This is a genomic window from Xanthomonas sp. DAR 35659, from assembly GCF_041242975.1.
Lineage (GTDB): Bacteria > Pseudomonadota > Gammaproteobacteria > Xanthomonadales > Xanthomonadaceae > Xanthomonas_A > Xanthomonas_A medicagonis.
This window is the reverse complement of record NZ_CP162488.1, coordinates 4,924,080-4,945,610: the sequence shown is the minus strand read 5'-3', so window position 1 is coordinate 4,945,610 and position 21,531 is coordinate 4,924,080. Positions and strand designations below refer to the sequence as shown.

The window sequence follows — 21,531 nt, the reverse complement described above, 5'->3', positions numbered from 1 at the left end:
GAACGAGCCCGTGTCGCGCCGCCATCGCGGCGGCGCGACGCCGCATGCGGCGATCAGAAGTTCATGCTGACCCGCAATCCGCCGACCACGCCGTTGTTGTCCTTGATGCCGTTCGCGTTGCGGATGTACTGCAGGTTCGGCATCAGCGACAGCGCCGGGGTGATGGCGAACTGGTAGTTCAGTTCCAGCGGATACTCGTATTCCTGCACGCCCACCGCCGCCGCGCCGGCCGGCAGCGCGGCGTTGTAGCGGCGCTGCGCGTCGCCCAGGCGCGCGCTGACGCGGGTCCGGCCGGCGGCGAAGCCGATGCGGTCGTCCGGGCGCGACGCGAACGGCGCGTCCAGCCACGCCCCCACCTGCAGCATCTGGTCGATGCGGTCGGTGTCCTTGTCGGCCTGCACCCAGTTGCCGAACACGCGCAGCGCACCGCCGCCGGGCGCGCGCCACAGCACCTGCTCGGCGGTGGCGTAGTAGCCGCTTTCGCTGTCCATCACCGCGGTGGTGTCGTTGCTGAGGTCGGAGGGCAGGCCGCTGGCGGTGACGGTGTTGCGGTAGTTGGCGCTGTTGCGCCAGCCGCCGACGCGGTAATGGCCCTGTAGTCCATCGCCGAAGCTGGGCAGGTATTCGACCTCGGCCACCAGCAGCGTGCCCTGGCTGTCGCCGTCGGTCTTCAGCTTCAGGCCCTGGTCGCGGTCCAGGTTGTTCGGATTGACGTCGTAGGCGCCGACCTTGAAGCGCCAGGCGTCGTTGGGCTTGAACGTGACCACCGCGCCGTACTGGCTGATCGGGTCGACGTACCAGCCGTTGCTGACATAGCCGGGCAGGCCGCCGCAGAAGCTCAGGTTCTGGAACTTGCAGGAGAACGAGAAGAAATCGCCGTTGGCGTACAGGCGGCCGAGCTTGATGCTGAGGCGGTCGTCGAATAGTTCCTGGGTCAACGAGAACTGGCTCAGGCGCGTCACCGAGCCGCGGCCGTGGATCTCCTGCACCCCCAGCAGGGTGGGAAAGCCGGCTTTGTCGTTGAGCGCGTCGCCGTTGCGGTTGGCCACTTCCACCTTGAAGGTGGCGCCATGCCACGCCCACAGCTTGTCCAGGTCGAAGGTGCCGGCCAGGAAGAACTGGTCGGCATAGGCGTAGGTGTCGTCGCGCAGGCCGCCGGAGTTGTTGTGCGCGAACTCGCCGGTGTAGGACAGGCGCAGGTCCACGCCACTGTCGACCAGGCGCGAGCGCGCGCCGCCCCAGTCGCCGGTCAGGGTCTTGGCCGGGTCGAAGTCCTGGGCCGCGGCCTGCGCGCAGCACAGGGCCGCCGACAGTGCCGCCAACGCGATGCATGGGTACTTGTTCATGGATGACTCGCTCTGCATGGGGCCGGCAGGCTGCGCGGCCGGTTCATCGGAAAGGACCCCGGCGCGGCGGCTGCCGCGTGGAGCAGGGGGCCGCGGCCGGCGACGGCGCGGGGTTCAGGGCGCGCAGACCTCGTGACCGCGGCACGCGCCGTACGCCGCGCGGAAGGCGGGCAGGTGCCGGTGTCGATGTGTGGTTGGTCCACGTGGCCTCCTGGTCTCCAAGCCACGGGCAGCGCCGTGGTTGGAGGAACAACGGTGCAACCCTGTGGCCTGGAGGATAGCGGCGTCATGCGCGTTTCATGTTCGTTATTGTTCGAATTGTGACGTTTTTGTTTTTTATTGATTCAGGCGAAGGGTTGGGTCGCTGCAGCCGATTCGACCAGATAGCCTTGTGTGGCGGGGCTTTCGCACGACATCGAGCCTCCTCGCGCCGTGCGCAAAGACGCCGGCAACGATGTGCGTTTTGTGCGATGCAGCGTCAGGAGGCACGAGGCGGGCGCATTCGCGGAGCACTGCGGCGCTGCCAGCGGCTATCGCCGATCTGATCAGGCGCGGCTGATCGGATCCGGTGACCGCCGGCGTGGCGCGCCTGCAATGCAGGGGGGATCAGATCCGCGGTCGGCGCAGCCGCGCATGGCGAGCATGCCGTCCTGGGCGGCCGGGAGCGCTTCGGCTGCAGGTCTGGTCCTGGCGTCGCCGGGCGAGGCGGGCATGGCGGGACGCCACCGGGCCAGTCGAGGCTCGCCGGCCGCGGCGCGCGTGCGGCCGCGCGCCCCGTGGTTCAGACGCCGAGCGACTGGCCGCCGTCCACCGCCAGCACCTGGCCGGTGATCCAGCGCGCCTGCGGCGAGGCCAGGAACAGCGCGGCGTGGGCGACATCCTCGAGCGCGCCGAAGTTGCCGAACGGAATGGTGGCGCGGATGCGCCGATACAGTTCCGGCTGCTGCTCGCGGCGGCGGTCCCAGAGCCCGCCCGGGAATTCGATCGAGCCCGGCGCGATCGCGTTGACCCGGATCCGCTCGCGCGCCAGTTCCGCCGCCAGGTTCGCGGTGTAGTAGTTCAGCGCGGCTTTCGCCGCCGAGTAGGCCGGCGCGCGCGGTGTCGGCCGCAGCGCGTTGATCGAACTGATGTTGAGGATGCAGCCGTGGGCGCTGCCGCGCAGCAACGGCAGTGCGGCGCGGTTGCAGCGCACCGCCGCCATCAGGTCGATGTCGAACCCGGCCTGCCAACTGGCGTCGTCGTCGCCATGGCCGTAGCCGGAGGCGTTGTTGACCATCACGTCGGTGCCGCCCAGGGCCGCGGCCGCCTGCGCCACCCATTGCTGGATCTGCGCCGCATCGGCCAGGTCGCAGGCCTGGGCCGAGACCGGCTGGCCGTGCAGGCGCAACTGCGCGGCGGCAGCGTCCAGGTCGTCGGGGTTGCGCGCGCAGATCGCCACCGCCGCGCCGTGGCGGGCGAAGGCATCGGCGATGGCCAGGCCGATGCCGCGGCTGGCGCCGGCGACCAGGACACGGCGACCGGCGAACGTGGAAGGATCGGTCATCGGCGGCTCCTTGGAGGGACTGCGCACAGCATGCAGCGGCACCGATTATCGGCCAACCCGCAGCGCGGCGCCGGTTCTGGCACCATGGCCGCCCGCCGCGCCCGCAGGCGGCCGGCAGTCGGCGTCGCCCGGCGGGCCGCGCCTCCCCGGCCTGCGGGCCGCCGCCGCATCGCGCTGCGCCCGCGCTCCCACTTTCCAGGATTCCGCAGTGAAGAAGACGTACCAGCTCCGCATCGAAGGCAAGCATCCCGACCGCCTGCTGGATGCCAGCAAGCACGACATCCGCAAGTACATCCGCCGCGAGCGCCGCAAGGCGTTGCCGCCCGGCGCCGACTACTGGGATTTCGACACCCGGCTCGGGAGCGAAGAAGCCAGCGCCGTGGAGGTGTCACCGGCGGACCTGCTGCGCTCGGTCGATGCGCTGGTCGCCGCCGGCGGCACCCAGTTCTACGTGGAGATCCGCAGCAAGCCGGGCAAGCGCACGCCGCGGCCGAAGGGCGACGCCGCTGTCGATCCATTCGACGATTGAGCCCGGTTCCATTCCGCCCGTTTCTGTAGGAGCGGCTTCAGCCGCGACAGAAACCCGAAGGGCCCTGAAAGATTGAGATGCCCGACGCAGGCATGCGGCGGCTGCCGATGAGGGGTGTGTCGCGGCTGAAGCCGCTCCTACAGTGCACCAAGACACTCTAGGAGCGGCTTCAGCCGCGACAGAACGTCGGCAAGCAGACACTGCGTGCACGCACCGTGTCATGCATCTGAACCGCGTGCGTAAGCGCACCCGTGTCCGGCGCGCGCCATCGCGCATGCCGCGCACGCAACGCACTCACTCCTTCGCAGGCGCTCCGCCACGCTGCGCGAGCGCCGCGCGCAGCTTGTCCTTCTTGCTCGGGCGCTTGCCCTTGATCCCCCCCGTCCGTGGCGCGGTCTCGGGCGTGGCGGCCGCCGCAGCCGGCTCGAACCCGGCGATGCGCTCGCGCGGCACACGCTGCTGCTCGCGCTTCTCGATCAGGCGCAGATGCGCCGCGCTGGCCGCATCGACGAAGCTCACCGCCATGCCGGCGGCGCCGGCGCGCGCGGTGCGCCCGATGCGGTGGGTGTAGTCGACGGTGGCGCGCGGCAGGTCGTAATTGACCACCACCGGCAACTGCGCGATGTCGATCCCGCGCGCGGCCAGGTCGGTGGCGACCAGCACCTGCAGCTGATTCGCCTTGAACGCCTCCAGGGTCTGGCGGCGCCGGCCCTGGCTCAGTTCGCCATGTAGCGGCTGCGCGACCACGCCGGTCTTGCGCAGTTTCTCGGCCACGTTCTCGGCGCCACGCTGGCTGGCGACGAACACCAGCGCCTGCGGCCAGGCTTCGCTCTGCAGCAGGTGGCGCAACAGCGCGGTGCGCTGTGTGGCATCGACCTCGATGGCGCGTTGCCGGATCGCCGGCGCGACGTCGGGCGTGGCGCTGGCGGCGACGTCCACGCGTCGCGGTTCGCGCAGCAGGCGCCGTGCCAGGCATTCGACCGGCGCCGGGAAGGTGGCCGAAAACAGCAGGGTCTGCCGCTGCGCCGGCAGCCGCGCCAGGAGTTGCCCCAGTTCGTCGGCGAAGCCCAGATCGAGCAGGCGATCGGCCTCGTCCAGCACCAGGTGCGCCACCGCGTCCAGCTGCAGCGCGCGCTGCTCCAGCAGGTCCAGCAGGCGTCCGGGCGTGGCCACCACCACGTCGGCGCCGCCGCGCAGCGCCAGCATCTGCGGATTGATCGAGACCCCGCCGACCGCCACCACCACCCGCGGCCGCCGCGGCAGTTCCAGGCCCAGTGCGACGAAGGTGTCGGCGACCTGCGCCGCCAGCTCGCGGGTCGGCACCAGCACCAGCACGCGGGTGGAGCGCGCCGGCCTGGCCGCCTGCGCGCAGGCCTGCAGCAACGGCAAGGCGAATGCCGCGGTCTTGCCGGAACCGGTCTGCGCCATGGCCAGCAGGTCGTGGCCGGCGACGATCAGCGGCACCGCCTGCTGCTGGATCGGCGTGGGCGTCCGCCAGCCGGCACGCGCGAGCGCGGCGGCGAAGGCGGGATACAGCGCGGGCGACAGACCCAGGGAAGCGAAGGGCATCGGGAGCGGAAGGACGTAGAAGACGCCACAGTATCGCCGACCCGATGCATCAGCGGCTTCGGTGCGTCGCCTGTCGGCACGCCACGCGCTCATGTGGGAGTGGCTTCTGTTTGCTTTTGGGGATCAGCCGCGGCGCCCTGGCCAAGATTGCCAGGCGCGACTGAACGGCCTACGTGTAGGAGCGGCTTTAGCCGCGACACGCGTTACCGAAAATCCGTCGCGGCTAAAGCCGCTCCTACAACAGCGTGGCACCGCCAGCGATTCTGGATTGCCCGCGTGACCCCGCAGCGCGTGGCCATCCATCGCGGATGGCCACGCGTGCCGGCACGGATCTTACTGCGGGCAACTCACGCCGACGGCGGCGAAGGCATTGCGCACCGCGGTCACCGAACGGCTCAGGTCGCTGGCGGCGGTCTGCACGCCGCAGGCGCCGCTGTTGAAGCTGGTGCTGGGCGTCCAGTACAGCTGGTTGGCGCGGGCGAAGACCTCGAAGGCGCTGCGCGTGTTCCAACCGGAGGTCTTGGCCAGGGTGTAGAACGCCTTGTTGTAGACGCCCGAGGAGTAGTGCACGTTCATGCCGCTGCTGTAGTTGGCGGCGTTGTCGATCGAGGCGCCGTCCTGGGTCGGATTGGCCATGTAGCGCAGCGCGCCGCTGGCCTTGACGATCTCCGCGCCCACCAGGAAATCGTTGCTGCCTTTGAGGTAGTACTCGGTGGCCTCGCCGGCCATGTCCGAGAACGCCTCGTTGATGCCGCCGGACTGGCCGGAGTAGGTGAGGTTGGAATGCTGCTCGGTGAAACCGTGCGAGACCTCGTGGCCGGCGACGTCGGCGCTGACCAGCGGATAGAAGCGCGTGTTGCCGTCGCCGAAGTTCATCGTCGAGCCGTTCCAGAATGCGTTCTCGTAGCGCGAGCCGTAATGCACGCGCATCACCAGCTGGAAGCTCAGCGGCGCCACGCCGACGTAGCTGCGGTACATCTTCTCGATCACGCCGCCGAAGTAGTGCGCGTCGTTGATCGGCGAGTAGGCGCCGTTGATGGCCTTGTAGGTGTTGCGCGGGCAGGTGAACTGGTACGCGGTGGTGCCGGAGCTGCCGCCGTTGAGGTTCACCGATTTGACGTTGGTGTTCTGCATGCGGCAGTTGTTGTCCACGTCCAGGAAGCCGTGGATGCTGCCGCTGGTGCCGTACTCGTACTGGCCGGTCTTGGCGTTGCCGCCGGGGCCGGTGGCGTCGCGGGTGGTCAGGCCCTCCCACTGCTTCAGGATCGCGCCGCTGCGCGCATCCACGATCACGAATGGCCGGCTCGGCGCGCCGCCCTGCGGCGCATCGGCGAAGAACGACACCACGTAGGCCAGGTGCGCGCGGTCGCTGTCGTCGAGATAGATCATCTGCGGCGCCTGCGCGCGTTCGAGGCGGCGCTCGCCCTGGGCCGCGCCGAACGCGGCGCGCTGCGCCAGCAGCAGCGCACGATCGGCGCTCAATGCCGCGCCGGAGGCATTGGCGGCGGTGGCCGGCAGTTCGCTGGCCAGCCCGGCGACGGAGCGCCCGAACAGGCTGTGCACGCTGCCGTCGGCGCGCTCGCTGACGATCACCTGTTCGCCCCACACCGGAATGCCGCGGAACGTCTGCTGGTAGCGGCGGTGCACGGTGCCGTCGGGGTCCTCGCTGCTGCCGAGCAGGGTCAGCACGGATTCGGCGTCCAGCCCGATCAGTTCGGCATGGCGGACCGCGGCGGCGGCCGGAATGCCGCCGACGCGGGCGGCCGCGCTGCGGTACTGGGTGCCGAGCGTGTTCGGATCCTTGGCATGCAGGTCCACGCGTTGCGCGGCGCTGGCGGAGGTGGCGGCGAGCGCGAGCAGCAGGGACGGCAGCAGCGCCAGCGGACGATGACGAAGCGACAGGGTCATGAGCGGAATCCTCGAACGCGAAAAGGAAGGACGCGCCGGTGCGGCGGCGAAGCGGCCGTGGCGCGGTGCGTGGCATGACGTTCAGGGCAGTGCGGCCGATCGGCGCAGTGCCTCCCCCTGTGCAGCGACCATAACGGCGGCATTGCGTCGTGTGGTAGACAGGTGGCGCTCGGGATGTCGCGTGGTCTGGCGGCGATGCGCACCAGTGTCGCGATGTGCGATGCGCGGTCGCGGTGGATGGGTGCGCCATCACGGCGTCATGCGCCGCCCTTTGTTCGAGACGCGATGCGGACCACGTCGTTTCGTGCGGGCGCGATGTGGACGCTTCGCTCGGAAGGCGCGGTGTGGGGGCGGTTTCAGCCGCAATGCGGCGTTATCGGGGGGGTCGTGTCGCGGCTGAAGCCGCTCCTACACGGGGCGGACGATGGCTTGCGCGCGTGCGACGAACCCTGCAAGGAACAGCAAAGCGTAGACGTCGAACGCGCTGTCCGCGCGGCGATGTTCTCGCACACGCGCGTCCGAATCTCCGCCACCTCGCCGCACGCGGCGGCGAGGTGCGCCTGCTCAGTCCACCAGCGCCAGGTCGTCGATCATCGCGCGCAGGAAGCGCGCCGCCTCGCCGCCGGTGCAGGCGCGGTGGTCGAAGGTGACCGACAGCGGAATCACCCGGTGCGTCTCGATGCCGCCCATCACCGGCACCACCTGGTGGCGGGCGCGGCCGGCGGCGACGATCGCCACGCACGGCGGCACCACCACCGGCGTGGCGTAGCGGCCGGCGAACATGCCGAAGTTGGACAGCGAGATGGTGTAGCCGCTCAGTTCCGAGGCCGGAATGCTGCGCGCCTCCACCTGCTGGCGCAGGCGATTGATGCCTTCGCGCACGCCGCGCGCGTCGAGCATGTCGGCGTTGCGCAGGGCCGGCACGAACAGACCGTCGTCGGTATCCACGGCGATGCCGATGTCCACGTGCGCGTGCTGGGTGCGGGTCAGCGCGTCGCCGTCGAACCAGGCGTTGAGCGCCGGCACCGCGCGGCAGGCGACGACGATCGCGCGCACCAGGCGCACGGTCATGTCGTTGCCGGGCGCCCAGGCATGCACGTCGGCGTCGTCGTTGAGCGTGGTCGGCACCACCTTGGCGTGCGCGTCGGCCATCACCCGCGCCATGTTGCGGCGCACGCCCTTGAGCTGCTCGGGCTGGCCCTGCGCGGCGACGCCCGGCGGCTGCGTGCGCATCGGCTTGCCGGCGGCGGAGAGCGGGGCACGGGTGGAGGTTGCCGCTGCCGTGTGAGCGTTTGCAGAAGCGGCTTCAGCCGCGACCTGTGCGCCGCGTGCAGTCGCGGCTGACGCCGCTCCTACAGACGTGCCCACCTGCGCCGAGCCATCGGCCGCGGCCTGCTTCACGTCGGCCAGGGTCACCGCGCCGTCGCCGCCGCTGGCACGCACCCGCGCCAGGTCCACGCCCAGCTTCCGGGCCAGGGCGCGCACCGCCGGCATCGCGCGCACGCCGCCCACCGAGACGGTGCGCTCGCTGTGCACGGCGTTGGAGCTCTGCATCGCGCCGACCACGGTGCCGGCATCGTCGCGCGCGCCAGCCGGCGCGGCGTTGTCGGCGTCGTGCAGTTCGCCGCCGTCGTCGGAGGCGACCACGCGATCGTCGGCCGCGGCGGTGTCCGCGCCGGCGCCCTTGCCGGCGTGGGCCGGGGCCGCCGCGCCGCCGTGGTGGTGGCCGGTGTCCTGGCCTTCGGCGCGCTGCGGCAGGCTGGCATCGAGCGAGAACTGCGCCAGCATGCTGCCGGTGACGACGATGTCGCCCGGCGCGCCGGCCAGCTTCAGCACCTTGCCGGATACCGGCGAGGGCACCTCGACCACGGCCTTGGCGGTCTCCATCGAGACCAGCGGTTCGTCGAGGCGAATGGTGTCGCCTTCCTTGACGAACCATTCGACGATGGTGGCATCGGGCAGGCCTTCGCCCAGGTCCGGCAGATTGAATGTCTTGGTTTCGCTCATGTGGTCTCTTCCAGCAGTTCCAGGTCGCGTGCCGGCAGCCAGCCCTGCGCGCCATCGGCGCGCTCGGCCCACCACCAACCGCCGTGTTCGTGATGCAGGGTCACGGTGTCGCCCTGCGCGGCATCGAGTTCGCGCGCGTCGTAGTCGCGCAAGGCCTCGGCGTGGCCGTCCCCGGTCGGCCGCAACCACGCCAGCGGCGCCCAGCCGGCGTTGCCGGCGGCGGTGGTGGTCCAGACGAACGCGGGCCATTCCTCGTCGCGCACGCCCAGCACCACCCGCTCGCCGGCGGCGAAGCGGATCGGGTGCGGGTAGGCGGCGCGGTGATCGCTAAGCAGGCGCGCGCGCATGTCAGCCGGCGGCGACGGCACGCTTGGCCGCCGCGACGATCTTGTCCACGCTCGGCAGGTATTTCATTTCCAGCCTGAACAACGGGATGTGCGTGTCGTAGCCGGTCACGCGCTGCACCGGCGCGACCAGGTCGTACATCGACTGCTCGGCCAGGCGCGCGGCGATCTCGGCGCCGAAGCCGGCGCTGCGCGGGGCCTCCTGCACGATCACGCAGCGGCCGGTGCGCGCCACCGATTCGGCGATGGTGTCGAAGTCCAGCGGACGCAGCGTGGCCACGTCGATGACCTCGGCGCTGATGCCGTCGGCGGCGAGCTTGTCGGCCGCTTCCAGCGCTTCCTTGACCTGCGCGCCCCAGGCCACCAGGGTCACGTCGCTGCCTTCGCGCAGCACGAAGCACACGTCCAGCGGCAGCGCTTCGCCGTCGTCGGCGACCACTTCCTTGTACTGGCGGTAGATGCGCTTGGGTTCCATGTAGATCACCGGATCCGGCTCGCGGATCGCCGCCAGCAGCAGGCCGTAGGCGCGCTGCGGCGAGGACGGCAGCACCACGCGCAGGCCCGGCACGTTGGTGAAGATGGCCTCGTTGGCTTCGCTGTGGTGCTCCGGCGCGCGGATGCCGCCGCCCCACGGCACGCGCAGCACCATCGGGCAGTGCAGGCGGCCGCGGGTGCGGTTGCGCAGGCGCGCGGCGTGGCAGATCAGGTGATCGACCATCGGGTAGACGAAGCCGTCGAACTGCGCCTCGGCCACCGGCTTCATGCCCTGCGCGGCCAGGCCGACCGTCAGGCCGGCGATGGTGGTCTCGTCCAGCGGGGTGTCGAGCACGCGCTGCGCGCCGAAGCGCTGTTGCAGGCCGGCGGTGGCGCGGAACACGCCCCCGTTGACGCCCACGTCCTCGCCCAGCACCAGCACCGACGGGTCGTGCTGCAGTTCCCAGGCCAGTGCCTGGGTCACCGCCTCGATCAGGGTAATGGGCGTGCTGGTCATCGGGCTGTCTCCGCGCGCGGTGGCGGCGCTGTGGGCGGTGCCGGCCGCGTGCGCGGCGGCGGTGTCGGCGAGGCGGGGGTTGAGCTCATCCATGGCGGCGCTCCAGGGCGATGGCCTCGGCGCGCTGCGCGAGCAGGTCCGGCGGCGGATCGGCGTACAGGTAGTCGAACATCGCCTCCACCGGCTGCACCGGCGTGGCCAGGTAGGCGTCGACCTCGATGTCGACCAGGCGCGCGCACTCCTGCTTCCACGCCGCCTCCTCGGCCTCGCTCCACAGGCCCTGCGCGGTCAGCCAGGCGCGCAGCCGCAGCAGCGGTTCGTTCGCCCAGGCGCGCTTGACCTCGGCGTCGTCGCGGTAGCGGCGCGCGTCGTCGGCGGTGGTGTGGTCGGACAGGCGGTAGGTCATGAACTCGATCACCGTGCCGCCCTGGCCGGACAGCGCGCGCTCGCGCGCCTGGCGCATCGCCTCCAGCACCGCGATCAGGTCGTTGCCGTCCACCTGCAGGCAATGCAGGCCGCCGGCCAGGCCCTTCTGTGCCAGGGTCTGCGCGCCGGTCTGCGCCGCGCGCGGCACCGAGATCGCCCAGCCGTTGTTGATCACGCACAGGATCAGCGGCAGTTGGTAGGCGCCGGCGGAATTGAGCGCGGCGTAGAAGTCGGTCTTCGACGAGCCGCCGTCGCCGCAAGTGGCGACCGCGACGTGGCCCTCGCCGCGCAGCTTGAACGCCAGCGCGGCGCCGGCGGCATGCAGGCACTGGGTGGAGATCGGCACGCAGATCGGGAAATCGCGGGCGGCATCCGAATCGCGCGGGAAATCGCTGCCGCGTTCGTCGCCGCCCCAGTACAGCAGCACCTCGCGCGGGCGCACGCCGCGCATGAACATGGCGCCGTACTCGCGGTAGCTGGGCGCCAGCACGTCGCCGCTGCGCAGCGAAGCGCCGATGCCGATGTGGGTGGCTTCGTGGCCCAGGCAGGACGCGTAGGTGCCGAGCTTGCCGGTGCGCTGCAGGGCGATCGCCTTGCTGTCGAAGGTGCGCACGTAGAGCATCTGCTTGAACAGCGCCAGCAGGGTCTGCGGGTTGGCCGAATCGGCCGGAAGCGCGTCGCGGACCGGCTGGCCGCTCGCGTCGAGGTACTGCAGGGATTCGATTTCGAATTGCGCGGCGATGGTCATGACGGCGGCACTCTCGACAACAGTTTCAAATGATATGACCTGGCATGTTAAGGAAGCCGTGCACAAAAGCCGTCGTGCACCGCAGCACGGCGTGTTGCTGGATTGCAGCAAAACCGCGTGTCCTGTGCGCTGCAGGCGTTGCTGCCGTTTAGCTGGCGGCGTGTTGCGCCGCGGTGTTGGCGCGTTGCGAGTGCAGCCGCGGGTCGTGCGTGGCGGCGGAGGTGGTGGGTCGGCGAATGCCGGTGCCGACGCGATTGCAGTGGCATGGAGTGCGAGGTGGCTTCGCCCCTACCCTTACCCCACCCCCTCTCCCGGAGGCAGAGGGGTTTGAGCAGCCCTGGCTTTGAGGTGGCGACGCGCGTGCGCGCCGCCAACGAAAAGGGCGCGGCCTTGCGGCCGCGCCCCTTCGTCGTTGCCGGCGGTTGCGATCAGCGGCCGATGCGGGTGCTGAAGCGCGCCGTGTTGTCGGCCGGATCGGCATCGGCCGAGGCGGAGCTGGCGCTGGCCTCGATCACGATGCTGCGGTCGGCCGGCAGCGGGCGGGTCGCCACCGCCAGGGTGAACGCGGTGCTGGCGCCCGGCGCCAGGTCGGCGCGGGTGCTGCACTGGAACTGCGCGCTGCGCAGGCCGTGCGCCTGGCGCACGCACTGCCAGCCGCGCGGCGGCACCAGCGCCGACAGCACCGACAGCGTGTTGCCGCTGACGCTCAGGCTGGCGCGCCGTACCGGCGCATTGCCGTGGTTGCGCAGGGCGATGCGGTAGCTGGCGCTGAACGCGGTGAGCGGCAGCGTCGCCGGGCCGTCGATGCGTACTGCCAGATTGCCGGCCGGTGCAGCCTGCACCGCCACCGCGGCGCTGGCGCCGTTGTTGGCGCTGTTCGGGTCCTCGGTCTGCGAGGCGGCCGAGGCGGCCAGGGTCAGGCTGCGCCCAACCAGGGCGGCGTCGGCCGGCACCGCCAACTCGAAGCGCTGCGCCGCGCCGGCGGCGAACTGCGTGGTGGTGCAGGTGACCACGGTCTGCGCGGCGATCTCCGGCGCGGCGCAGGCCCAGCCCGGCGCGGCGGTCACGCTCGGCGTCACCGCCGCGTCCAGGGCGAAGGCGACCGCGGCGAAGCGCGCCGCGTCCGGGCCGGCGTTGCCGACCTCCACGCCGTAGCGGATGGTATCGCCGGCGTGCACCGCGGCATTGGCGGCGTTCACCGTCACCCCCAGGTCGGCGCGCTGCAGCGGCTTGAGCTTGAGCAGCACCACCGCCGGGTCGTGGTCGGACAGCCGCGCCGGCGAGTTGGCATCGTTGCGCGCGATGGCGGGGAAGTCGGCATTGAGCCGGGCATGGCCTTCGACCAGGCCCGCGACCTGCGCCGACTGCATCAGCGCGCGGTTGGCCAGGATGTGGTCCAGCGACTGCACATTGCCGTCGTAGGCGTAGGAGTAGCTCTGGTCCGGCGTGGACAGCAGGGTCAGGTTGTACAGGTCCGGCTCGACCAGGTCGGCGCCGTCGCCCTCGACCACGGTCTGCGCGTCGGCCGACGGCAGGCCGGTCACCGTGCCCATCGCATCGACGTAGCCGTCGTTGAACTCGAAGGCGTTGAAGTCGCCCATCACCAGCAACTGCTCGCCGGGATCGGCGGCCTGGCGCGCCTGCAGCAGGTTGGCCAGGAACACGGCCTGCGCCTGGCGCTTGGCGCGGATGCGCTGGCCGCTGGCGTCGTCGGTCTCCGCGCCGTTGAGCGAGCGCTGGTGCACCTCGACCACGGTCAGCGGCAGCGCGCGGCCGTCGGCGAAATGCACGATCGCCTTGAGCAGCAGCGGCGGGCGGTCGTTGAGCAGGCTGACCGTGCCGCTGGGTTCGGTCCAGGTGGCGGCCTTGCCTTCCTGGCTCACCGAGACCACTTCGACCCGCGCGATGCCGGCGCCGACCTGCGCGGTCTTGACCAGGAAGCCGACGTCGATGCCGCCGACGTCGTTGCCTTCCTGCAGGTAGGCCACGTACTGCGGATCGGGCTGGCCGGCGGCGACCGCGTCGGCGTTGACGCGCGCGGCCAGGGTCTGCAGCACGCTCAGGTTCTCCACCTCCACCGTGCCCAGGATGTCGGGCGTGTTGAGGTAGTTGCGGATCGCCAGCGAGGCCTTGTTGAGGCGGGCCTGGTAGGCGGCCGGAGTCAGCACCGGTTCGCCGATCGCCGGGTCGTTCTGGTCGTCGAAGAAGCGCTCCATGTTGTAGGTGGCGACGTTGACGTCGTCGGCCTGCGGCGCCGGCGCCGGCTTGGGCTGGTCGGCGCCGTTGCACTGCACGCTGGGCGCGGTTTCCGGATAGATCGTGTAGCGGCGGAAGCTGTAGTCCAGCGGGCCGCTGACGCCGAGCACCACGCAGCCGCTGGCCACGTCGATGCGCTCGCCGCCGAGGCCGGCGCTGCCCACCGCGATCACCTGCGGGTTGGTGTTCCAGCGCGGCACGCCGGCCGGGGAGCCGGCCGGCAACGGATCGGGCTGCTGCACGCCGGCGGTGCGCCAGGCGCGCGGCAGGCCGGTGACCACGGCATGGAACACGCCATTGCTGGTGGCGCTGGCGTTGGTCTCGTTGACGCTGCCCAGGGTCGGCGTGTTGACGGTCAGGCTGGGCACGGTGACGCGCATGCCTTCCAGGCGCTCGAGCTGGTCGTAGGCGCCGTTCGGGTCGGGGAAGCGGGTGGTCAGCTCGACCGCGGCCGGCAGCGGGTTGCCGGTGGACTGCAGCAGCACGGTCGGGCTGCCCAGTTCGGTCAGCGGCGGCTGGGTCGGGTCGGCGCTGGGCACGTACTCGAGCACGGTGGCCTGCACCCGCACCGCGTTGCCCACCGCGGCCTCGGCCGGCGGCGCGCTGCCGGTGTAGACGTAGATGCCCTCGGAGGTCAGCGGGTCGGCATCGGCCTCGGCGTCCGGCGCCTGCAGGAAGAAGCCGGCGCTGCGCCGCGCGGTGACGATGCCGCTGGTGGCGACGATCTGCCCGACCAGCGGCGAACGCGCGCCGCTGCCCTGGATGCTGTGGATCGGCACCAGGTTGAAGTCGTCGTTGAGGATCACCCCGCTGGCGGTCAGCGTGGCCGGCAAGGCGCCGCTGATGCCGGTGATGTCGAGGTAGAAGGTCTCGTCGGGTTCGTTGGCGGTGTCGCCATTGACCAGCACGCTGACCTGCGCGCTGCTCTCGCCGGCGGGAATGGTCACGCTGGTCGCGGCCAGCGCCTGGTAGTCGCTGCCGGCGGTCGCGCTGCCGTCGCGGGTGGCGACGCTGAAGCCGACCCCGCCGCTGCCGGCCGGTTGGCTCAGGGCGATGGTGAACACGAATGCGGTGCTGCCGCTGTCGCCTTCGCCGCGGCTGACGTTGGCCACGCTGGCCACCGGCAGGTTGCCGCCGCCGCACAGGCTGACCGGCGCGGCGCTGTTGCGCGGGGTCGGCGCGCCGGTGGCGAAGTCGGCGTTGTTGTCGTCGCTGTCGGTGCAGCCGCCGTTGCCGCGCAGCACCGCCAGGGTGTTGCTGGGCGCTGCGGTAGGGGCGCTGCCTTCGGCGCAACTGGCGCTGCTGCCGTAGCCGACGAAGTCGGCATTGCCGGCCGGGCAGGCGCCGCTCAGCGCGGCGCTGCTCTTGCTCAGCGCGATCTTGCCGGCGCTGCCGCTCATGGCGATGGTGCCGGTGGCGTCGGGCGTGGGCAGCGCGGTGCTGCCGCCGCTGCCGTCGGCCTGCTTGACCAGGTAGTAGCCGCCCGGCGCGATGCTGCCGCTCAGCGCGGTGACCTGCCAGCTGCTGCCGGCGGCCGAGGCGTACTGCACCGACCAGCCGGCCAGGCTCACCGCCTCGCTGCCGTTGTTGTGCAATTCGACGAAATCGCTCTTGTAGGTGGCGCCGCTGTTGCCGCCACCGCCATAGACCTGGCTGATGACGACCTGGGCCTGGGCATACCCGGCACACCCCAACGCGCACGACAACACCGCAGCTCGCAGCAGCATGGTTCGCATGAACAAGATCTCCCCGATCCTTGAAGACGTGGACTAACGCAGATGAACCGACGGCTCCCCCCAGGCGCCGCCGACGATTGTGCCGGAGTTTGTCAGCGTGTGCTGACGAATGTGTGACACAGTTCGCGGCCGTCGCCAGGCAGATGCAAATGCAGTGCAGGGGGCGCTGGGCGTGGCGATGGCGCGCGCTGGTGGTCGGCACGCTCAGCCGCTGCGGTACCCTTGCCGGCCCCGGATCGCCGTTCCCGCCCATGCCCGTCGAACAGAACCAGCGCCCGCTCGAAGCCGGCATCCACACCGACCTGGAAGGCCGCGTCACCTACGGCGGCTACCTGCGGCTGGACCAACTGCTGTCGGCGCAGCAGCCGCTGTCGGACCCGCCGCACCACGACGAGATGCTGTTCATCATCCAGCACCAGACCTCCGAGCTGTGGCTGAAGCTGCTGGCGCACGAACTGCGCGCGGCGATCATGCACCTGCAGCGCGACGAAGTCTGGCAATGCCGCAAGGTGCTGGCGCGCAGCAAGCAGGTGCTGCGCCAGCTCACCGAGCAGTGGTCGGTGCTGGAGACGCTGACCCCGTCCGAGTACATGGGCTTTCGCGACGTGCTGGGGCCGTCCTCCGGGTTCCAGTCGCTGCAGTACCGCACCATCGAGTTCATGCTCGGTAACAAGAACGCGCAGATGCTGCGCGTGTTCGGCCACGACCCGCACGGCCAGGCCGCGCTGCAGGCGGTGCTGGAAGCGCCCAGCCTGTACGAGGAGTTCCTGCGCTACCTGGCGCGCTTCGGCCATGCCGTGCCGGCGCCGTACCACGCCCGCGACTGGCGCCAGCCGCATGTCAGCGACCCGCTGCTGCGCCCGGTGTTCGAGCGCATCTACGAGAACACCGACCGCTATTGGCGCGAGTATTCGCTGTGCGAGGACCTGGTGGACCTGGAGACCCAGTTCCAGCTGTGGCGCTTCCGGCACATGCGCACGGTGATGCGGGTGATCGGCTTCAAGCGCGGCACCGGCGGCTCCAGCGGCGTGGGCTTCCTGCAGCAGGCGCTGGCGCTGACCTTCTTCCCGGAACTGTTCGAGGTGCGCACCTCGGTGGGGCTGGAGGCGCGGGACACCGGGGCAGCGGGCGCGCGCGACCCGGAACCCGGGGCGCGCGGGGACACCAGCGCCCAGTGATCGCTGCAGGCCCCCGTGTAACGTCCGCCGCGCAGGCGCCGGATCTGTGCCGGTGGCCGCCACGCGCTGCCTGAGCGCCGCTGCGCTCCAGGGTGTAAGGCACGGTCCTGCCGAGGCTCGCTTGCCCGGATCGCTGCGGTTCCGCGTCCCGCGAGCGGCCTCTCGTCCTCGTCTCCCCCGCGCTTCGGGGCTCCCGGGAGGGGTTGCGTCCCAGGTCGCGGCTGTTCCCCCGCATTTGACGCGACGGCGTCCCTCGGTGATCCTCGGCCGTTGCCCCGGTCGCAACCGGGACACGCCCAGCCCATACTGAATACGCAAGGGAACACCGCATGAGCGTTGACGTCGTCGCGTCGAACAACCCCGCCTCACCGCAGCCGCCGTCAGCGCAACCGCCCGAATTCAAGACCCTGCTGGGCCATCCACGGCCATTGTGGATGCTGTTCATGACCGAATTCTGGGAGCGCTTCGCGTTCTACGGCATTCGCTGGGCGCTGGTGCTGTACATCGTGGCGCAGTTCTATGACGGCCAGGGGGCGGGCCAGTCGCCGGCCAGCGCCACCTATGGCGCCTACCTGGCGCTGGTGTACGCGGCGGCGATCTTCGGCGGCTACATCGCCGACCGGGTGCTCGGCTACCAGCGCTCCATCCTGCTCGGTGCGGCGGTGATGGCCACCGGCCTGTTCATGATCGCCATCCCCAACCAGCAGGTGTTCGAGCTGGGCCTGTCCACGATCATCGTCGGCAACGGCCTGTTCAAGCCGAACATCTCGGCGATGGTCGGCAAGCTCTACAGCGTGGCCGATCCGCGCCGGGACAGCGGTTTCACCATCTTCTACATGGGCATCAACATCGGCGCCATGGTCTCGCCGGTGCTGACCCAGATGCTGGCCGAGAAAGTGTTCGGCACCTTGGCGATGCCCTCGTACAAGATGGTGTTCATCGCCTCCGGCATCGGCATGTTGATCAGCCTGCTGTGGTTCTTCGTCGGCCGCGCCCAGCTCAAGGGGATCGGCGCCGCCGCGCCCGGCACCGGCGGCAGCGGCCGCGTCCTCGCCGTGGTGCTCGGCTGCGTGCTGGCGATTCCTGTCATCTACTTCGTGCTCGGCGGCGCGCTCGCCCGGTATGTGGCCGACGCCCTGATGTCACTCGGGTGGCTGACGCCGGTCCACGTGGAAGGTGTTCTGAACTACGAAAAGACGCTCGCCGCGGCCACCGTGCTGGCCTGGATTCTCGGCGCGATCTTCATCGCGTTGTCGGTGATGCTGTTGATCGAGGGCATCCGCAACGGCAAGGTGGCGCGCGACAAGGTGATCGCGATGCTGATCATCTTCGCCTTCAACGTGCTGTTCTGGATGTTCTTCGAGCAGGCCGGCAGCTCCTTCACCTTCCTCGCTGACGAGATCGTCAACCGCCGCTTCGGCGACTGGACCTTCCCCACCGCCTGGTTCCAGTCGGTGAACTCGCTGGCGATCATCACCCTGGCGCCGGTCATCGCCTGGATCTGGGTCAAATCCGGCCGCTTCAATCCCTCGATCCCGCGCAAGTTCGCGCTGGGCCTGACCTTCAACGGCCTGGCCTTCCTGCTGCTGATGTTCGCGCTGTCGAGCCTGGTGAACGACGCCGGCAAGATCCCGTTCTGGACCTTGTTCATGGTCTACGTGATCCAGTCGGTGGGCGAGTTGTGCCTGTCACCGATCGGCCTGTCGATGGTGACCAAGCTGGCGCCGCTGCGGCTGGTCGGCTTCGGCATGGGCGGCTGGTTCCTGTCCACCGGCATCGGCAACAATCTGTCCGGCATCTTCGCCAGCCATGTCAGCGGCAAGGACGGGATGACGGTACCTTCCGCCCTGGACGGGTATACCTTCGGGTTCTGGGCGCTGCTTGGCGCCGGCGTGGTGTTGTTCCTGATTGCACCGCTGATCAACAAGTTGATGCACGGTGTCAAATGACGTGAGGGAGATCGCAATGACGAACAAGACGATCAAGACGATGGCCGGCACGGTGGCGCTGCTGCTGGCGCTGACGGGCTGCGAGAAGGCGGTCGCGCCGGAAGCCGAACAGGCGCCGGCCAAGCCGCTGGACACCTCGGTGCAGAAGCCGCCGGTGGCCGATCCCAACCAGCCGGTGGCCTCGGGCAATACGCCCGCCGCCGCCGACGTGGCCGCGGTGGCCGCGCTGGGGGCGCAGTTCGATCCCAAGCGCGATCCGGCCAACGACCTGGAAACCGCCGAGGTCGAGGCCAAGCGCGGCGGTAAGCGGATCCTGCTGGACGTGGGCGGCGAGTCCTGCGAGTTGTGCCACGTCCTCGACGAATTCATCGAGGGCGACGCGGAGGTGCGCAGCTTCCGCGATGCCAACTACGTGTGGGTCAAGGTCAACGTCAGCGACGAGAACAGGAACGAAGCGTTCCTGGCGCAGTACCCGAAGATCACCGCCTACCCGCATCTGCTGGTACTCGATGCCGACGGCAAGCTGCTGCATTCGCAGCTCACCGGCGAGCTGGAGAAGGGCAAGGGCTACGACCGCAAGAAGTTCTTCGACTTCCTCAAGGAGTGGGCGCCGCCGCAGCCCTGAGGCGGCGGCTTCCTGTAGGAGCGGCTTCCGCCGCGACGGGCTTTACCGGTAGGGCCTGTCGCGGCGGAAGCCGCTCCTGCGCCTGCGGCGCGCGGCCACGCGCGGCCCTGGCCTCACTTGCCGGTCATGCTCGGCAAGCCCTCGGCCGCCAGCCGGTCGATCAACCGGTTCAGCACGCGCTGCTCTTCCTCGCTGAACGGCGCCAGCAGGCGCCGCTCGCATTCGAGCACCATCGGCGCGACCACCTGGTAGACCTCCACGCCCGCCGCCGACAGGTGCAGCACCGAGCGGCGGCGGTCGTCGCCATGGGTCTCGCGCTGGATGAAGCCGCGCTCCAGCAGCCGCGCCACCGCCCGGCTCACCGCCACCTTGTCCATCGCGGTGCGCTCGGAGACCTCGCCGGCCGACAGCCCCGGGTACAGCGCCAGCACCGCCATCACCCGCCACTCGGTCACCGCCATGCCGTAGCGCTCGCCATAGACACGGGCGATGTTACTGCTGATCCGGTTGGACAGCACGCTGATGCGGTAGGGCAGGAACTGCTCCAGGTCGAGCGAGGGTTGCTCGGGGACGGAGGGCGTGGCGGAAGCGATCGTCATGTTGCATTGCACCTTGCTGGTGGTTTCATTTGTAACTATAACGGAGGACACTACCGTCCATTCTCGCGAGTCTGGCGTCCGTCCGCATCCGAAATTTCGGCCGGCCACCGCCCGCGTCCTCCAGGAGACGAGCCATGAGCGCACAACCGACGTATCCGTCCCAGCCGGCCAACTTGGGCATGCAGGTCACCACCTTCGAGAACCCGATGGGCATCGACGGCTTCGAGTTCGTCGAATTCGCCGCGCCGGCCGGGCAGGGCGAGCAGTTGCACGCCTACTTCCGCAGCATGGGCTTCAGCGCGGTGCTGCGTCATCGCCACCGCGCGATCACCGTGTACCGCCAGGGCGGGGTCAACTTCCTGGTCAACGAGGACCCGGAGTCGTTCGCCGCCAATTTCGCCGCCGCGCACGGCCCCTGCGCCTGCGGTTTCGCGATCCGCTTCCGGCGCCCGGCCGACGAGGTCTTCGCCAAGGTGCTGGAGAACGGCGGCGAAGCCATCGCCGACAAGGCCGACACCCGCGCGGTGCCGGCGCCGGTGGTCAAGGGCATCGGCGACTGCATGCTGTACCTGGTCGACCAGTACGGCGACAAGGGTTCGGTCTATGCCGACTTCGAGCCGGTGCCCGGCGCGGATCAGCATCCGACCGGCTTCGGCCTGACCTTCATCGACCACCTGACCCACAACCTTTACTTCGGCAACATGCAGCGCTGGTCGGACTACTACGAGCGCCTGTTCAACTTCCGCGAGATCCGCTACTTCGACATCAAGGGCGCCAAGACCGGCCTGGTGTCCAAGGCGATGACCGCGCCGGACGGCGTGGTGCGCATTCCGCTCAACGAGTCGTCCGACCCGAAGAGCCAGATCAACGAATACCTGGACGCCTACCGCGGCGAAGGCATCCAGCACATCGCCTGCTTCACCGACGACATCTACGAAACGGTCGAGCGCATGCGCGCGGCCGGTGTCGCGTTCCTGGACACGCCGGACACCTATTTCGAGGTGATCGACCAGCGCATCCCCAACCATGGCGAGGACGTGGCGCGGCTGGCCAGGAACAAGATCCTGATCGACGCCGATGCGGAGACCAAGCAGCGCAAGCTGTTGCAGATCTTCACCCAGAACTGCATCGGCCCGATCTTCTTCGAGATCATCCAGCGCAAGGGCAACGAAGGCTTCGGCGAAGGCAACTTCAAGGCGTTGTTCGAGAGCATCGAGCGCGACCAGATGAAGCGCGGCGTGCTCTGACGGCGGTTTGCGGCGACAGGTTCCGACGGCAGGTTCTGGCAGCGAGTGATGCCGACAGCCAAGCGCGGAGAGTTCCGACAGCCGCGTTAGCCCCTCTCCCACCGGGAGAGGGGTTGGGGTGAGGGTACGGTGGTGTCATGAGACTCAAGCCGCCGCTCCCCACCGCAACGCTGGAAATCGCACGCCAACTGCGTCGAACCATGACCGACGCCGAGCGCATGCTATGGAAGCGCCTGCGAGGTGGGCAGTTGCAAGGCTTCAAGTTCCGCCGCCAGTATCCGATCCCGCCGTATGTCGCGGATTTCTGCTGTGTGGCGTCGAAGCTGATTGTCGAAATCGATGGCGCACAACACACCGAGCCACGTGATGCCACAAGAACGCATTGGCTCGAATCGCAAGGCTGGCGGATCGTTCGCTTCTGGAACAACGAAGTCCTGCTCTCGACTGACGCGGTGATTCAGTCCATCTGCGACGCGACCGCGGCGCCGTACCCTCACCCCAACCCCTCTCCCGATGGGAGAGAGGCTTGA

At 69.8% G+C, this 21,531-nt stretch carries 16 protein-coding genes; 6 read left to right on the top strand and 10 right to left on the bottom strand.

What is annotated here, in order from left to right; translation table 11 throughout:
- Window positions 1-53 precede the first annotated feature (53 nt).
- Window positions 54-1,346 (bottom strand): carbohydrate porin, encoded by a 1,293-nt coding sequence (locus AB3X07_RS21020; protein ID WP_369940936.1) that lies wholly within the window; start codon window positions 1,344-1,346, stop codon window positions 54-56.
- Window positions 1,347-2,127: 781 nt separating this feature from the next.
- Entirely contained in the window at window positions 2,128-2,889 is a 762-nt protein-coding gene (locus AB3X07_RS21015; RefSeq protein ID WP_369940934.1) for an SDR family NAD(P)-dependent oxidoreductase, read from the bottom strand.
- A gap of 208 nt (window positions 2,890-3,097) precedes the next feature.
- On the opposite strand from AB3X07_RS21015, the gene AB3X07_RS21010 reads away from it, so the two are divergent.
- Window positions 3,098-3,418 carry a DUF6172 family protein gene (locus AB3X07_RS21010; RefSeq protein ID WP_369940932.1) on the top strand — a complete coding sequence of 107 codons (321 nt, stop codon included), beginning with the start codon at window positions 3,098-3,100 and terminating at the stop codon, window positions 3,416-3,418.
- A 294-nt stretch (window positions 3,419-3,712) separates the two neighbouring features.
- Here AB3X07_RS21010 and AB3X07_RS21005 read toward each other — a convergent pair whose 3' ends face one another.
- From AB3X07_RS21005 to AB3X07_RS20975, 7 genes are all read right to left on the bottom strand, one after another.
- Window positions 3,713-4,987 carry a DEAD/DEAH box helicase gene (locus AB3X07_RS21005; RefSeq protein WP_369940930.1) on the bottom strand — a complete coding sequence of 425 codons (1,275 nt, stop codon included), beginning with the start codon at window positions 4,985-4,987 and terminating at the stop codon, window positions 3,713-3,715.
- 333 nt (window positions 4,988-5,320) lie between these two features.
- On the bottom strand, window positions 5,321-6,895 hold the full coding sequence (locus AB3X07_RS21000) for a M4 family metallopeptidase (protein WP_369940928.1): 1,575 nt from the start codon (window positions 6,893-6,895) through the stop codon (window positions 5,321-5,323).
- A gap of 564 nt (window positions 6,896-7,459) precedes the next feature.
- The gene (locus AB3X07_RS20995) at window positions 7,460-8,902 is read right to left on the bottom strand and encodes a dihydrolipoamide acetyltransferase family protein (protein ID WP_369940926.1); all 1,443 of its coding nucleotides are present in this window, start codon (window positions 8,900-8,902) and stop codon (window positions 7,460-7,462) included.
- A complete protein-coding gene (locus tag AB3X07_RS20990; protein WP_369940924.1) occupies window positions 8,899-9,249 on the bottom strand; it encodes an SH3 domain-containing protein in 351 nt (116 codons plus the stop codon). The genes AB3X07_RS20995 and AB3X07_RS20990 overlap by 4 nt, the downstream gene beginning before the upstream one ends.
- Before the next feature lies 1 nt (window position 9,250).
- Window positions 9,251-10,330 (bottom strand): alpha-ketoacid dehydrogenase subunit beta, encoded by a 1,080-nt coding sequence (locus AB3X07_RS20985; protein WP_369940923.1) that lies wholly within the window; start codon window positions 10,328-10,330, stop codon window positions 9,251-9,253.
- Window positions 10,323-11,411, bottom strand: coding sequence for a pyruvate dehydrogenase (acetyl-transferring) E1 component subunit alpha (gene pdhA, locus AB3X07_RS20980; RefSeq protein ID WP_369940921.1), 1,089 nt, complete (start codon window positions 11,409-11,411; stop codon window positions 10,323-10,325). Before pdhA ends, AB3X07_RS20985 begins: the two co-directional genes overlap by 8 nt.
- A gap of 428 nt (window positions 11,412-11,839) precedes the next feature.
- Window positions 11,840-15,403 carry a lamin tail domain-containing protein gene (locus AB3X07_RS20975; protein ID WP_369944832.1) on the bottom strand — a complete coding sequence of 1,188 codons (3,564 nt, stop codon included), beginning with the start codon at window positions 15,401-15,403 and terminating at the stop codon, window positions 11,840-11,842.
- Between the two features lie 251 nt (window positions 15,404-15,654).
- Between AB3X07_RS20975 and AB3X07_RS20970 the strand changes: the two genes are divergently transcribed.
- The 3 genes from AB3X07_RS20970 (at window position 15,655) to AB3X07_RS20960 (ending at window position 19,155) form a co-directional block, all read left to right on the top strand.
- A complete protein-coding gene (locus AB3X07_RS20970) occupies window positions 15,655-16,581 on the top strand; it encodes a tryptophan 2,3-dioxygenase (RefSeq protein ID WP_369940919.1) in 927 nt (308 codons plus the stop codon).
- Window positions 16,582-16,910: 329 nt separating this feature from the next.
- A complete protein-coding gene (locus AB3X07_RS20965) occupies window positions 16,911-18,530 on the top strand; it encodes a peptide MFS transporter (protein ID WP_369940918.1) in 1,620 nt (539 codons plus the stop codon).
- A gap of 16 nt (window positions 18,531-18,546) precedes the next feature.
- Window positions 18,547-19,155, top strand: coding sequence for a thioredoxin family protein (locus tag AB3X07_RS20960; protein WP_369940916.1), 609 nt, complete (start codon window positions 18,547-18,549; stop codon window positions 19,153-19,155).
- A 113-nt stretch (window positions 19,156-19,268) separates the two neighbouring features.
- Here the strand turns inward: AB3X07_RS20960 and AB3X07_RS20955 are convergent, their stop codons facing one another.
- Window positions 19,269-19,754: a MarR family winged helix-turn-helix transcriptional regulator gene (locus tag AB3X07_RS20955; RefSeq protein ID WP_369940914.1), complete on the bottom strand. Its 486-nt coding sequence runs from the start codon at window positions 19,752-19,754 to the stop codon at window positions 19,269-19,271.
- A 134-nt stretch (window positions 19,755-19,888) separates the two neighbouring features.
- On the opposite strand from AB3X07_RS20955, the gene hppD reads away from it, so the two are divergent.
- Window positions 19,889-21,001 (top strand): 4-hydroxyphenylpyruvate dioxygenase, encoded by a 1,113-nt coding sequence (gene hppD, locus AB3X07_RS20950; protein ID WP_369940912.1) that lies wholly within the window; start codon window positions 19,889-19,891, stop codon window positions 20,999-21,001.
- Window positions 21,002-21,138: 137 nt separating this feature from the next.
- Window positions 21,139-21,531: an endonuclease domain-containing protein gene (locus tag AB3X07_RS20945; RefSeq protein ID WP_369940910.1), complete on the top strand. Its 393-nt coding sequence runs from the start codon at window positions 21,139-21,141 to the stop codon at window positions 21,529-21,531.

Coding starts and splice junctions, on each gene's coding strand:
- AB3X07_RS20965 (WP_369940918.1), top strand. CDS start 16,911: ATGAGCGTTGACGTCGTCGCGTCGAACAACCCCGCCTCACCGCAGCCG.
- AB3X07_RS20990 (WP_369940924.1), bottom strand. CDS start 9,249: ATGCGCGCGCGCCTGCTTAGCGATCACCGCGCCGCCTACCCGCACCCG.
- AB3X07_RS20995 (WP_369940926.1), bottom strand. CDS start 8,902: ATGAGCGAAACCAAGACATTCAATCTGCCGGACCTGGGCGAAGGCCTG.
- AB3X07_RS20945 (WP_369940910.1), top strand. CDS start 21,139: ATGAGACTCAAGCCGCCGCTCCCCACCGCAACGCTGGAAATCGCACGC.
- AB3X07_RS21015 (WP_369940934.1), bottom strand. CDS start 2,889: ATGACCGATCCTTCCACGTTCGCCGGTCGCCGTGTCCTGGTCGCCGGC.
- AB3X07_RS21000 (WP_369940928.1), bottom strand. CDS start 6,895: ATGACCCTGTCGCTTCGTCATCGTCCGCTGGCGCTGCTGCCGTCCCTG.
- AB3X07_RS20975 (WP_369944832.1), bottom strand. CDS start 15,403: ATGCGAACCATGCTGCTGCGAGCTGCGGTGTTGTCGTGCGCGTTGGGG.
- AB3X07_RS21020 (WP_369940936.1), bottom strand. CDS start 1,346: ATGAACAAGTACCCATGCATCGCGTTGGCGGCACTGTCGGCGGCCCTG.
- hppD (WP_369940912.1), top strand. CDS start 19,889: ATGAGCGCACAACCGACGTATCCGTCCCAGCCGGCCAACTTGGGCATG.
- AB3X07_RS21005 (WP_369940930.1), bottom strand. CDS start 4,987: ATGCCCTTCGCTTCCCTGGGTCTGTCGCCCGCGCTGTATCCCGCCTTC.
- AB3X07_RS20985 (WP_369940923.1), bottom strand. CDS start 10,330: ATGGATGAGCTCAACCCCCGCCTCGCCGACACCGCCGCCGCGCACGCG.
- pdhA (WP_369940921.1), bottom strand. CDS start 11,411: ATGACCATCGCCGCGCAATTCGAAATCGAATCCCTGCAGTACCTCGAC.
- AB3X07_RS20970 (WP_369940919.1), top strand. CDS start 15,655: ATGCCCGTCGAACAGAACCAGCGCCCGCTCGAAGCCGGCATCCACACC.
- AB3X07_RS20960 (WP_369940916.1), top strand. CDS start 18,547: ATGACGAACAAGACGATCAAGACGATGGCCGGCACGGTGGCGCTGCTG.
- AB3X07_RS20955 (WP_369940914.1), bottom strand. CDS start 19,754: ATGACGATCGCTTCCGCCACGCCCTCCGTCCCCGAGCAACCCTCGCTC.